We start from the raw sequence: 13371 nt of genomic DNA, 5'->3' as shown, positions 1-13371 counted from the left end.
GTCTGCTCTATATTCGCCTGAGAGACTGGAACGGTGGCCCAACTCTGACTGGAGATCAGGTAAGTACATGACAATAAAGTAATCAGAATTGCATGCCATACACGCCTTAATGTTGTCACTGCCAACCTCAATCTAACAGCCAACCTCAATCTAACAGCCAACCTCAATCTAACAGCCAACCTCAATCCGGTAGTCGATCTCAATCCGACATCTGGACCTGGTCCACCATTTGGGCGCCGAATTTGGGTTTACGTTGCGGGAAAACTTGAATGAGCCAGCTGTGCAAAAGGAAGTGCAGCACTGACCGGGTGAGCAGAGAAGTACTTTGTTAGTCAAGTCAGGCGGGACGTTGCGCTCCAAATCTTGTGTGCCTCTTTGATTTCATTAACTGCCTGGATCTTTGAGACGAAGTGGTGTCTGGTTTTTGTTGGGCTTGGGTTTGTGAAGCAGGATAAATCGGCTGATGGAATAAGTGATGTGTTTTGCAATATATTTCAGTATTAGGCCAATATGATAAATTAAAGCCTGTTTAACTCTTTTTTTTTAATGTCGGTAAATGTTTTCTTTTGGTTCTTGCTCTGAGTTTTTTCAAGATGTTTTTCACTTTCATTTCGCCAGGTTGTAGCAAATTTCATTTTTAACGCGTCTGTTTTCTTGGTTTTCTTGCGTGATTTTGCTCACTTTTCTTGTTCTTTTTTGTATGTCGGTCAATACAAAGCTTACCATGTGAAAAGATCTGGGTAATGTGTTTTTATATCCTAGTAAAGCAATGGCTTATCGTTAAATGTTATCTTTAAGAATAACGTTTCATAACTAGGTTTTTTAGCATCTCTGGTCAATGATAGTTGCATCACCACAACGGTGTTTAACATTTAAAAATTAATTGAATAAACATTAAATAGAGATTGTCACGATGCTTAAACTTAAAACAAAAAAACTAAAAGAACTTACTAATAAAGAAATTAAAGATAATCGCCAGACTAAGTTTATTGCAGGTGGTACAGATACGCATAGTATTACTCAGGTAGGATTTATTAACCCTAAAAACATCACTGGTTAATTAGAATATAAATAGTAATAGGAGTTGATAAATTGATGGGATCCTATCTTGTGTTGGCAATGGGGGCCGGATTACAGGCTGTTTCAGGTAATCTTGTGTTGCAAGAGCCCGCCAGTGAGTATCATTACTCCAGGGAAACTGGCCGAGTTGTAGAATTGGCTATTAAGGTTGGTAGTGAAGTAGCCAAGAAAAAAGTGATGCTTGAGTATGTCTCAGAGGACAGCAAAAAAACGAAAACACTTATTTCTAACGAAAACGGGTATGTTGACTATGTAAACCCGAATGCCGTGCCCGGCAAAGTGTTCGCGCCTGGCGAGTTGTTGTTGAGAGTACAAAGCAACCGGGTTTTTGGCGCCCATTACTTCGAGCAAAAAGAAATTGAAAGTATGGGGTTTGCTCTGGAGATACAAGCAAAAGGGCGTCTGTGGTTGTGCTCAGATGCAAGACCTATTGAGGTTAGGGTGGATGATATTGCAAAAAACAGCCTGTTGGTCTCGATGAAGCTAAAAAAAGAAGAGTATAGTCAGCTACAGCATACTATCACGGAGGGCAGTATTGCACTTCATCAGTCAATGCAGGCTTGTTTATAACCCCATTTTTACCTCCAGCATTCTGTGAGGCGGTCAGTGCTTGCTAGCATGCCATGTTCAAAGTCATTGTGTCATGTACATTCGTGCTTCTCATTTGGGTCCATTTTCAAGTAGTGGATCTTTTTCCTTTTTGAAAAACTTCACACAAATTTGAATGGACTGAATCGGCGGGGTGACCCGTTAGTGTCCAAACTCCGAACGTTTTTGCCTGTTAAAAGATTACAGCAGGTAACCTGGTACCGATGTTTGTCAGGTGTTATTCTCTGTTATCCAGTTGCGCCACCTAGTTAACTGAACTAAACATCTAACTAAGTCACAGTCATTGAATCCTTTCGGTTTGTGTCTTTGTCTTTTGAAACGCGGATTGTTAGGTATGTCGTTGGCCTGTTATCTCATAGGGTGCCATTAGTCTGTTGATGTGTGTTTGCGTGGCTGACTTATGTTTGCACTGTACAACTTTTCCTGGTGCGGCACGCACTTTTGAAAATGTTGTTTACATTACCTCGCCCTGGCCAGATTGAATTGCCACTATTCAGTGTCAATCTAACTATCACATCTGCCGCCAGCGTGATTCTCTTTCTTGCCGCAATCAAAATTCGGTCTGTTTATTTGACCATGCACGACAGCACATTTTCGCTAGCTGTACGTACTCAAAAGGTTATACCAAATTCACTTAATACCTGTTCTATTTGAAAGTGCAAATATGACGCTAACGGCGTTAAAAATTTCTCATTTAGAATCTTTACCTAAGGTATAAGTTCGCAAATTTTCGCCTCGCCTATATGGACGATGATGTCTCAACGATAGCAGGGCACGGGAGCGGTGTTATCGACCTTATTTTCTTGCTTCAAAATAGAGCACTTAATTAAGTAAATTGGTATTAGAGTTTATTGCACAATTTGGATGCATATGAAATGCGATAAATTAGTAGCAAATAAGCTCTCACATCGAGTCGTTACGGGATCCTCTGCGGGGTGATATCAATCAATATATAGCCAGTATTCCACCATAATAATTGGTATTAAGATGTTGATTTTATTGGTTATGTTTTTATTTTTCGAGATTTGATTGCATGCGTTTGCTGGGGCACTATGAGTTCCATCAAAACAATAAACACGCTTTGCTTACTTGGCGCAAATTGAGGAGCTAACAATGCAACAAAATACGACCCTTGGCCTGTTTGACACGCAGCACGAAATTAAACAGATGATTACTAAATTTGAGGAAGTAAACATCGCTGAAGAGCTAACAAGTACATTGAAGTCTATCTCAAAAGAGTCAGGCTACAATTGTCTGGGCTTTATCGATTTTTGCCCGGTATCTGCGTCCTCATACGAAGAAAAAGTTTATGGTGAGATTTCTGCCGAGTTGGCAGAGGAAATGTCAGACACTGCGATCTTTGAACACTGTAAGTCAGGTATTCGATTGTTGCCGTTGCACAGTATACTTAATCACAGCAATCAGAAAGGCCAGGTGTATGTGATGCCTATGCGGGGTGTGACAGGCATTTATGGAGGCTTGGTATTCGATATCCCAGAGAGCTTTTGCCAGCAGAAGAGTATTGAGTTTGTTGACTGGTGCTGGACGATTATCTCTCCCTATTTGCTGCAGGCTGCGTTGCGCTGCAGGGATAAAAAGTTACATATTACAAAACGCGAAAAAGACTGCTTAATGTGGGCTTGTGAAGGTAAAACGTCTTGGGAAATCAGCCAGATACTTGGTATCTCTGAGCGCACGGTTAATTTTCATCTGTCTAACTGTATTGTGAAAACAGATAGTACAAACAGGCAGCAGGCGATCGTAAAGTGTATTATCAACAATTTGATCTAATCACGATGACTGACGTGCTTTTCGGTGTTGTATATCAGCGTTCATGGTTGGGGAGGTGTCCTCCCCAGTACGTCAGATCATTCAGATTGGGTGATTTCTGCTTTGACCAGCTGGTTTTCAACGACTTCAATAATGTCGAGGTAAAGCGCATTGGTTTGTTGAGAAAAGCTGATCCTGTCTATGACATAGCTGGAACTGTCAATTTTGTATAATTCCTGCCTGGGCTCGGTATGGCTGAAATTAATCTTAAAGACGGTCTCACCGTCGGAGTGATACAAGGACCCATTGCCCGCAGCAATCGAGTGTTTATATTTGGCTTTTGACAGCTCAATTCTGTCAGTCTTTTCACCCGTATTGATATTGTATAAAGACACTTCATCATGTGATGATAAACTGGCATAGAACTCACTATCAAGCTGCCCAAACCACAGTGGGCGTTCAATGGGTAATGGAATGCTCTTATCCGAATCGAGAGAGTGCATAAAGGCTTTTCCTCTCAATGTTCTTGCATCCACAACGGTATAACCGATGCTATTTTCTTCAAGGTACTCAGCCGACACTATGGTGCCATCAACCTTGATAGAGCCAGTAAGCGTCAGGGTCTTACTATCATAGGTTTCGAGCCTATCCTTGTAGTGGAGCAATAGTTCTTGTCTTTGCGCGCTATAATGAATTGATTCATAAGTCGACGCCTCAAGTGCAAGCGGTTCATGCTGACCATCAGGTAAAGCACGATAAATGGAACGCAGTCCACCTTCCTGACGCAAAAAAATCACACTGTCTTCAAAGTCAGTAGCTTGTACGTCATCATACTCACTTTTAACTAAAGGCTGCAGCTCGCCGCCTTCGGGGCTTAGGGTATATATGTCCTGTAAAAAGGGATAAGTCACTGCCAATAAGGCATCGTGGGACAGTGGCTGATTACTGGCATATTTAACATTATTTGGCAATTTCGCCGCTGAGGTAATGGCTTTCTTATCCAGCGAATAGGTAAACAAAATATTCTCAACATTATCTAGCCAAATCAAAGAATTAATTTTCTTCTCGTAGGATAAAGTCCAGATCCGGTTGTTGGTGTCATGTAGTTTAACCTGGTTTCCACCATCCAGGTCTGTCATGTAGAGTTCACTGCCCTGATAGTGATGCCTTTCAAAAATAATAACTTCCATATCAGGGATATAAGTCAAAAACCTATCTCCATATGAATTCAAATTTGGTGATGTAATTTGAAATTCCTGGCCTGTTTCTATATCACGGCTGGCAAGTGCTGCGAGTTCATCCCTGTCGCGATAACCGCTCTTTGAATAAATGAGTCTGCCATCGCTGACACCTGCACCTGTGAAACCTTGCAAGCTACAGTCAAACAGGTATTTATTGGTACCGTCAAAACTGGTGTTTATCAGCCATACTTCGCATTGTTCATTGTTAATGGCCCGATAGAAGACCTTATTGGAATCTGCTGACCAGCCGATAGGGAAGTAGTTAGTTCCTTCTTCTGCAAGGCGTTTTTCATGGCCTGTTTGTAGCGTTTTGACCACCAAAGAATAATTCTGACTATTCTTTTGAATAATAGAGAAGGCAACGAAGTTCTTATTGGGCGAGATATTTGGTCTGGTATACCTGCCATTGACCCAGGACAGTACTGTTTCCTGCACTTGCTTTTCTATGGGGCTAACAGAGGCGTCACTCAGCGCTGTGTCCTGGTTAATAAATGCCAGACTAATGCTGGCTGCTAGAGTACTGATGACCGCAGCAAAAACCCACGGGGCCTTTTTCCGCTTTACTGATCGTTCGGCTGGTGTCGCTTTTGTGTTTAATTCGGTTGTAACCGCAGGGCTGGGTTTAGATTGGTCAGCTGATTCCGTTTTGTGGTATTCAACAAACGGTTCAATGGCTAAGCTGTAACCCTTTCTATAGTGAGTTTTAACTATGATGCCCTTTTGGTTCTCTGATTTCAGTGTTTTCCTGAGTTCAGAGATTGCCCGGTTTATTGCATTGTCATCAACATATTTCTGACACCAGACATCGTCCACTAAATTTTGTCGGGTGATGATAGTATCCGAATTTAAGATCAAATAACTAATGATGCGAAACAGAAGCGGTTCGAGTTCTTTTTCGATGTCGCCGTCAGTGAGCACCTGACGCTTTGGGTCAAGTTTCCAGGATCCAAGTGTGATCGATTTAACTGTTCTAGAGAAGCTGACTTCGTTCATTGTCCTGAATTTGTTGTTATTAGGAATATGTCAAGCGTTCAGACTATATCTATAGTCTTTTAAAAACTCAACAGAAAGATGGATAGGCGGTTTTATTTTACAAGTGTTATTTTCATTGTTGCCCAATGTTAAGAAAGTGAGGGTGGGAAGCGGTTTCTATTAAGTGTTTGATTGATATGTGATTGTTCTGTTTTTTTGAATGGCTTGGTGGACCAGTGGTCGAAATAGTGAATATATAATTTCTTACAATATCGGGTCGGAGCGGACTCTAAGGCCGCTAAGCGACCATTAGCATTTAACAAAGCCTGGAGGAACTGTTGCAAAACACGAACCATTTTTTGCCTGATATGTTTTCCTGCAACAGCGGCACGTCCATCGTTGAGTGAGTTATTCCATGCGCCATTGGCTACTAACTGTCAGTTTCCTTAGTCTTACTATCCAATACCTCAATGACTTTTGCCAGGGTGTCCGTTACGGCTTTTCGATTGTCCCAGTCCACAGCTTGCCAATCTACCTCATCCACTAATTCTGTAATGTTGTGGGTCAGGAGCATTTTAATTGTTTCCACATGCTGAATGGGTTTTACCCTGAAAGCTTTTGTCTTAGGTTTGGTTGTCAATTTTTGCCCAGTGAGTTTGGCATGTATCCGTTTATTGATCTCGGCTTTGTCTGTCACGGTTAGCAGGGTTTTATCAAACTCGCTGTAATAGTCATTCTCAACCTGTTTAACGATTTTTTTAACGTTGATAAAAGGCAGCGTGACCAGCCCCTGTTCATACGCCTGAATAACGCATTTATACCGGGTAAGCACATTGTAGTTATCAAAACTCCCCATGGAGATACCTAAGTTGGCCGCCATTTCTTTAACGGTTAGCTTTTTCTCACCGACTTTTAATCTTGCCTGACTAAGGCTTTCCAGTTCCTGCATTGCACTGAGAAAAGCTTGCAGCTTGCCATATTGAGGCAGGTCGTCTCTGCTGGCATTCTCCTGAAATTGTTTAACTTTCGATAGCAATGGTTTGGCATCATACACTTTAAACTGGGCGCTTGAGTCATAACCATTGCTGTAAACCATGGCAAAAAATCGGCGATGTCCGGTCAGTATTTGATACTGTCCGTCCTCTAAAGGGTAGACGGTCGGCACTTGAATAACCTCGGCTACAGAGATGTTTTCGGCCAGTTCAAGCACGGACTCTAGGGTTTGGTTCGCTTTTTTCCACTGGGCGGTGCCGTAGGCAAAGCAGTTTACAATGCAGTTCTTTCCTATTAGTACGTGGTCTTTTGCGTCATACATTTCAACTAGCTGATTCTTAGTTAGCCAGCGTGAAGTGAATTGCCGTGCATGATCATCTTCCATGAACTTGGCTGGCAGAAATCGTGCATTGTGTGGATCAGGCGTCACAGAAGATAAGAATAAAGAGGTGTACTCAAAAGTTTCAGAATTCAGCCCTTTTCGACTGTTCACGTTAGCCAGCATCAGCTGGTCTAATTTTAGCTTATTCATAGGGTTAGGAACCTTTTACTGCACTTAAGGTTAGTGGTGAACACCTTAGTTGGTAGATCTAACAGGTATACACTCAAGGGTTATCGATGCACCATGTGAACCATACTAACTAATCGCTCTGGTGTGAAGTCTTAAATCGACGCACAGCACAGCAGAATAAATTTAAAGCGCAGTTTACAAGCGGTGGAGTGAAGGTATGAATATTGATTTAAGCATCATTGAATGGGCGTTTGAGAAGGGATACAACCTGGGCTCTGCAGATATGAGAGAGGGCGTTTATATCTCAGAGGAGGGCAGACGCTCCCTGTTAATGGCTGACATCAAAGCATTTGTGGAAAGCCATCAGGTGATTGCCACCGAGCAGGAAGGCCTTGCCGCAAGCCTGAATTGACGATGACAGCACGCTGACGCATATCCGGTCGATGTCAGCGGAGACTCATTCCGACCTTAAACCTTGTTTTAATCAGTAGCAATGATCTCATGCATGAGATCTCAAACTTCTGTTGGTAGTGAATACATGCAAATAAGAAATTGGTTTACACGACATCCTCTGTTGTGCCGGTTTGGCACCTTTATTTTGGCACCGTCAGTACTGTGTGCTTATGTGGCATATCAGCAACAGGTCATTTCAGCTTTACCGCAAGCGGGGGCAAGTGCGGTCTCGGTTGCTGTCCAGGAGCAGGTAACGGTAACGCGCGACGCACATGGTGTGCCATATATTGATGCGGATTCAATGGCAGATGCTTATTTTGCGATGGGCTATCTGCATGCACAAGACAGGCTGTGGCAGTTAGAGTTACAACGCAGGCTCAGTGCCGGTAAGTTGAGTGAGGTGTTTGGCAAAGAGAGCCTGAACTATGACGTTTGGGTTCGCACGTTGGGGCTCTATGAGGTGGCTGAACAAAGTAAGGCTTATTTGTCTGAGCAGGCTTTGGCGTCATTGCAGTCTTATACGGCCGGTATCAATGAATTCCTGAACCAGCAACCTACACTGCCAATTGAGTTTACTATGCTCGGGATTACGCCAGCGCCATGGCGTGTTGAAGATTCACTGGCATGGATGAAAATGTTCTCTCTGAGTATGTCGGGCAACCTGGAAGAAGAGATCCAGCGTAGTGTGGCATTAAAAACGTTACCCAAAACCTTGTTCGCCGAGTTTTTCGGATCTGAACTGGTGCCGTCAGAGTCACTGGGCGATGGGCAGGTTGCCAGCCTGTCGGGGTTACATCACACCATTAAGCAATTGGAAACCGACTATAAGATTGGCGGTAAACATATAGGCAGTAACGCTTGGGTGGTTTCTGCTGAAAAAAGTGCATCTGGCAGTGCTATCTTGGCCAATGACCCGCACCTGGGTCTGCAAATTCCCTCTTTGTGGTATGCCGTATCGCAGCAATTGCCAGACTCTCAGTTACAGGGTATGAGTTTGGTCGGGTTACCTGTCATTGTATTTGGTCAGAATAATAACATTGCCTGGGGTGGCACCAATATGGAGGCTGACCTGCAAGATCTGATTGTGGAACAAATCCACCCGGAAGACCCCACGCTGTATCGCTACCAGCAACAGTGGCGACCTTTTACAGAGCGCACTGAATATATCAAAGTGAAAAGTGATTTTCCGAGTCTACTTAAGCCCACCTATCGGGATGTTGAACTGAAGATCAAAGAAACGCTGACCGGTCCCGTGATCAGTAAAGCCGGTTTGCCTCAGGCAGTGTCTCTGCGCTGGACGGCATTGCAGGCACAGGACACCACTTATGAAGGCTTTTTTCACATTAATCATGCCCAGAACTGGCAGCAGTTTAAGCAGGCTGCGGATAAAATTGCATCACCCAGTCTGAATCTGTTTTATGCAGATAAGCAAGATAACATTGGATTTACTGGCGCGGGTAATATTCCGGTTCGCGAGCGTGGCACAGGTATATTACCGACTAAACGGGGTGCTGAGGGAGATGTATGGCAAGGGTTCATTCCAAAAGATGAGATGCCGAGCGAATTCAATCCACCACGAGGTTACATCATCAATGCCAATAACCGTAATGTGGCATCGAGTTACCCTTATCATATTTCTTCCAGCTTTGCGGACCCTGCCCGTGCAGAGCGCATTGAACAGCTACTCAATACACAGCCACTGGATGTGAATTACATCAAACAGATGCAGATGGATGTAAAAGACCTGACGGTTATCAAGTTAAAGAGTGTGATGGAAACGGTCGTCGCGGAAGACCTGTGGCAACAAGAAGCGCTTGACCATCTGAAAACCTGGCAAGGAGATGCACCGACCGACAGCATTGCCGCAACGGTTTTTTATACCTGGGCGAGACAAATATACCGAGTCTTACTCAATGATGAGCTCATTCCTGCATGGAATGAGAAAGCGGCAACGCGCCAGCTACTGGGTCTGCGTGGCAGAGTGAGTTACGACCAGCTGGCTGAGCTGCTGGCGCAAAACTCCCCGCTATGTGACGACACCAATACGCTAGAAACAGAATCTTGTGAAGAAGTATTACTCTCAGCGCTAGACAGAACTTTAATCCTGAACAGTAAGTTACAGGGGGATGAAATTGACAACTGGCAATGGGGTAAGTTTCAGACGACTCGATACGACCATATGCCGTTTGGCAAGGTGAAGCATCTCAATAAGGTGTTCTCACGAGAGGTAGCGACCGGTGGTTCCACCAATACCGTTAATGTAGCGGCAGGTTTCTACGAAAAAGACAATGGCTTTATTCAGAACTATGGTGCCGGGTTCAGACAGATTATTGATTTGGGCGGACGCTATGAGTTTATGAATTCTACAGGGCAGTCTGGTCAGGTCGCCAGCGCGCATTATGACGACATGATCACCCTGTTCGCTAAGGGACAGTATGTGTCATTTGAATCACCCAAAGAGGCATCTCGCAAGCTAACGCTAACCCCGAATCAAGGGCAGGAGTAAACCGTGAATTTATTAAAACTATTTAGTGAGAGCTATCCCAACCGTGTGTTTATCTCGGTGTTGTTGGGAGCCATTTCAGGGATTTTATATTCGGGGCTTATTCCCTTTGTACTGATGAGTATTGAGAGTCCGACACCCGGATTGCAGTTGGCTGAAGTTCCGCATGCACGATATGGGCTACTGGAAGTCGCAAACTATAAACTGGCTGCGTTGTTTTTTCTGGCCTGTACATTCATTCTGATCATGAGAAGCCTGTCAGAGATTTTACTGCAGCGCGTTGCAACGGATGTTGCCAGAAAACTTAGAGTGAGTTTTTACGATAAAATTTCCAGAACGCCTTTGTATGCCATTGAGAAAATGGGCTCGTCTAAACTGGTTGCTTCTGTGAATCTGGATGTACCAAGGATCGTTAATGGCGCACGTGCATTACCCCTGTTGCTGATCAATCTGGTGACTTTAGTCGGTATGCTGGGTTTTCTGGTCTACCTCAATGATGAAGTCTTTAAGATGGTGATGATCGCTATTGCGTTTGGCATCCTGGCGTATCAAGTCCCCATGTATTTTGGCAACAAGCTGCTGACGCGTTCTCGAGAGTACCGGGATGCAATTCAGGAAGGTGTGAATGGTTTGCTCTCTGGCGCAAAGGAGCTCAAGCTCGATGCGCAAAAGCGTGCTTATTTTCATCAGGACGCTTTGCTGAGCAATGAAAAAAACATTCTTAAAAATGAGAAAGCCGCGCAATCTGTGCTGATATCAACCATCAACTTTGGTGATTTAATTTGTTTCTTTGTCATCGGTGCGCTGTGTTTTATTTTCGTGAATTACCACTCCATCAGTAATAGCGAGCTGGTCGCGGTGATCATGGCTTTATTGTACGTGACCGGCCCCATCGCTGTCTTGCTGAATGCTTTGCCTCAGATGATGATGGCGACGATTTCATACAAGAAGTTTAATACGCTGCTCAATGAATTACCTGAAGAGGAAATCGAGTATCAGATTTCAGATGTGCCTAGCTGGCAGACACTGCGCTTCGATAAAGTTGAGTTTGCTTATCCCAGTGATCAGGATGAGGCTGGCTTCGCTGTTGGTCCAATCGACCTGACACTGAATCGTGGCGAAATAGTCTTTATAGTTGGCTCGAATGGCTCCGGCAAATCAACTCTCAGTAAATTGTTGACGCTGCATTATCAGGCGGTTGGCGGGCACATTTATTTCGATGATGCGGCACTGAACAACACCAATATCGAAAGCTACAGACAAGGGATCAGTGCTATCTACTCTAACTACTACTTGTTTGCAAAAATTCTCAAAGAGTTGGATGACGCCACGATGGAGCTGATCCAGCATTATCTGAAGCTGTTACACCTGGATCACAAGGTCACGATAGAAGACGGTTATTTCTCTACCGTGTCGTTATCTGATGGTCAGCGTAAACGTCTCGCTTTGCTGGTGGCCTTTTTAGAAGACAAGCAGGTGTATTTGTTCGATGAATGGGCCGCTGATCAGGACCCAATTTTCAAAGAAGTCTTTTATAAACGCATCTTACCCAGCCTCAAAGCAAAGCAGAAATTGGTCATTGCCATCACGCACGATGATAAGTATTTCGACCTGGCAGACAGGGTCATTGTGATGGAAGGCGGCAAGGTCGTAGAGCAGACCTCATACACACAATACTTCGACAAATTACAGTTAAACCAGTCCGCCAAAAACGATTTTCTGGCAGAGGTAGGAGCTTAAGATGACACACTCTCAATGGCAATTAACCGCTTCGCAGCGCGACATACTATTAGATCAGCTCTATTTCCCGGATAGCCCTATTTACAACATTGGTGGCTATATCGTCTGCGACAACATTGACTGCACCCAACTGGCACAGGCACATAAAGCACTGATTCACAGTCATGAAGCATTTCAGATGCGTATTAGTCAGCAAGGCGAAGAATTCACCGCTTATCTGAGCCAGGATCTGGATGACAGCCTGCCAGTGATTGATTTTAGCGCCGAAGCAGAGGCTGAGCGCAGTGCTAAGGCCTGGCTCGAAACGCAGTTCGCTCGCACTCAGGCAGTGTTTGATACGCAACTGGCCAAAGGCTTCCTGCTTAAAATATCTCAGCAACAGCACTGGTATGTTGGCTTAAGTCATCATCTTGCAATGGATGGTTTCGGTTTTGCGATCTGGGTTCAGCAGTTGGCTCATTTGTATAACGGTGAGCAGACACAGGACGATGCCAGATTATCGCTAGATGAGATAGCACAGTTAGATAATACTTATCGTGAGAGTGCTAAATATCAAAAAGACGCGGCATTTTGGCAGGAGTATCTCGACGATTATCAGGGGGAACGCCTGCCTGAACGCTACTTTAGTGATACGGATCAGCAACACAGCACCCGGGCCATTTATCCGCTTTCCAGAACGGTTTTTGATAGTTTGCATGCGCATGCAGGTCGTCATAAGTTAGGGGCCGCTCAGGTGTTGCTGGCAACACTGGCTTACTACTTTTCTTTGCATACCAATCAGGCAACCCTGTTGTTTGGCAATCCGAGCCACAACCGTAAAACGGCGCTGCAAAAACAAAAGCTGTCAGTCTTTACCAGCATTAGTCCATTGCTGATTTCCACACAGGGGGTGGACGTCATGAGCGAGCTGGTAAAGCAGGTTGCGCAGACGCAAAAAGCAACCTACAGGCATCAGAAGTACCCACTGGGCCAGCTCCTCAAAGACCAGCAACACAGTGGTGAGCAGGGTAGCTTCTTTGATTTTAGTTTTAACTATCTGACGCTGAATTTTGCCGATATTCACTTTTCAAATCAGGCTGCACGTTTTCATTACCTCAATGCCAATGCTGAAAAGATCCCCTTCACTCTAACGGTATGGGATAACAATGACACAAACCTGGAACTACAAATTGATTTTAACCATCGTTACTTTGAGCAGGCTGATATTGATGCCATAGAGCAAAGATACCAACGCGCACTGGCCTATCTGAGTGAGCATGGCCTCGATTGTGCACTGACCGACTTGCCATTTTCGAGCCCGGCGGAGCAGCAATGGTTGCTGGGACGTTCGGCCTGCCCACTTAGTTATGACACAGAACTCAGCCTGCACGAGCAAATCAGCCGTCAGGCCCAGCTAACACCGGATGCTATCGCCATTGATATGCCTGGCGGTCGCACGCTGAGCTATGCCCAGCTGGACGCCGGTGCTAATCGCATCGCCGCGTACTTGCAGCAGCACT

9 protein-coding genes are annotated in these 13371 nt (G+C 44.5%); 7 read left to right on the top strand and 2 right to left on the bottom strand.

All coding sequences use genetic code 11. From position 1 onward, the window contains the following. Positions 1–913: 913 nt before the first annotated feature. The 3 genes from IY568_RS24040 (at position 914) to IY568_RS25385 (ending at position 3480) form a co-directional block, all read left to right on the top strand. Positions 914–1060 carry a hypothetical protein gene (locus IY568_RS24040; protein WP_155946429.1) on the top strand — a complete coding sequence of 49 codons (147 nt, stop codon included), beginning with the start codon at positions 914–916 and terminating at the stop codon, positions 1058–1060. A gap of 35 nt (positions 1061–1095) precedes the next feature. Further along, a complete protein-coding gene (locus IY568_RS24035; protein WP_194868925.1) occupies positions 1096–1650 on the top strand; it encodes a hypothetical protein in 555 nt (184 codons plus the stop codon). Between the two features lie 1152 nt (positions 1651–2802). Next, complete coding sequence (locus IY568_RS25385) at positions 2803–3480, top strand: helix-turn-helix transcriptional regulator (protein WP_125564504.1); 678 nt, start codon at positions 2803–2805, stop codon at positions 3478–3480. Positions 3481–3557: 77 nt separating this feature from the next. Here the strand turns inward: IY568_RS25385 and IY568_RS24025 are convergent, their stop codons facing one another. After that, the gene (locus IY568_RS24025) at positions 3558–5693 is read right to left on the bottom strand and encodes a winged helix-turn-helix domain-containing protein (protein ID WP_194868924.1); all 2136 of its coding nucleotides are present in this window, start codon (positions 5691–5693) and stop codon (positions 3558–3560) included. 409 nt (positions 5694–6102) lie between these two features. Further along, positions 6103–7197 carry a hypothetical protein gene (locus IY568_RS24020; protein WP_125564507.1) on the bottom strand — a complete coding sequence of 365 codons (1095 nt, stop codon included), beginning with the start codon at positions 7195–7197 and terminating at the stop codon, positions 6103–6105. Between the two features lie 196 nt (positions 7198–7393). Between IY568_RS24020 and IY568_RS24015 the strand changes: the two genes are divergently transcribed. The 4 genes from IY568_RS24015 to IY568_RS24000 all read left to right on the top strand — a co-directional run. Continuing rightward, the gene (locus IY568_RS24015) at positions 7394–7588 is read left to right on the top strand and encodes a hypothetical protein (protein WP_125564509.1); all 195 of its coding nucleotides are present in this window, start codon (positions 7394–7396) and stop codon (positions 7586–7588) included. Between the two features lie 93 nt (positions 7589–7681). Beyond that, positions 7682–10135, top strand: a complete 2454-nt coding sequence (locus tag IY568_RS24010; RefSeq protein WP_194868923.1) for a penicillin acylase family protein — start codon at positions 7682–7684, stop codon at positions 10133–10135. A gap of 3 nt (positions 10136–10138) precedes the next feature. Continuing rightward, complete coding sequence (locus IY568_RS24005) at positions 10139–11872, top strand: cyclic peptide export ABC transporter (RefSeq protein ID WP_125564512.1); 1734 nt, start codon at positions 10139–10141, stop codon at positions 11870–11872. A 1-nt stretch (position 11873) separates the two neighbouring features. After that, positions 11874–13371 (top strand): condensation domain-containing protein (locus tag IY568_RS24000; protein WP_194868922.1); only part of this gene is annotated, 1498 nt, incomplete at its 3' end.

Source organism: Pseudoalteromonas sp. PPB1, assembly GCF_015356275.1.
Taxonomy (GTDB): Bacteria; Pseudomonadota; Gammaproteobacteria; order Enterobacterales; family Alteromonadaceae; genus Pseudoalteromonas; species Pseudoalteromonas rubra_D.
Note: the sequence above shows the minus strand (reverse complement) of the source record. Positions and strands in the feature narration are given on the sequence as shown.

Coding starts and splice junctions, on each gene's coding strand:
- IY568_RS24020 (WP_125564507.1), bottom strand. CDS start 7,197: ATGAATAAGCTAAAATTAGACCAGCTGATGCTGGCTAACGTGAACAGT.
- IY568_RS24010 (WP_194868923.1), top strand. CDS start 7,682: ATGAGATCTCAAACTTCTGTTGGTAGTGAATACATGCAAATAAGAAAT.
- IY568_RS24015 (WP_125564509.1), top strand. CDS start 7,394: ATGAATATTGATTTAAGCATCATTGAATGGGCGTTTGAGAAGGGATAC.
- IY568_RS24025 (WP_194868924.1), bottom strand. CDS start 5,693: ATGAACGAAGTCAGCTTCTCTAGAACAGTTAAATCGATCACACTTGGA.
- IY568_RS24035 (WP_194868925.1), top strand. CDS start 1,096: ATGGGATCCTATCTTGTGTTGGCAATGGGGGCCGGATTACAGGCTGTT.
- IY568_RS24040 (WP_155946429.1), top strand. CDS start 914: ATGCTTAAACTTAAAACAAAAAAACTAAAAGAACTTACTAATAAAGAA.
- IY568_RS25385 (WP_125564504.1), top strand. CDS start 2,803: ATGCAACAAAATACGACCCTTGGCCTGTTTGACACGCAGCACGAAATT.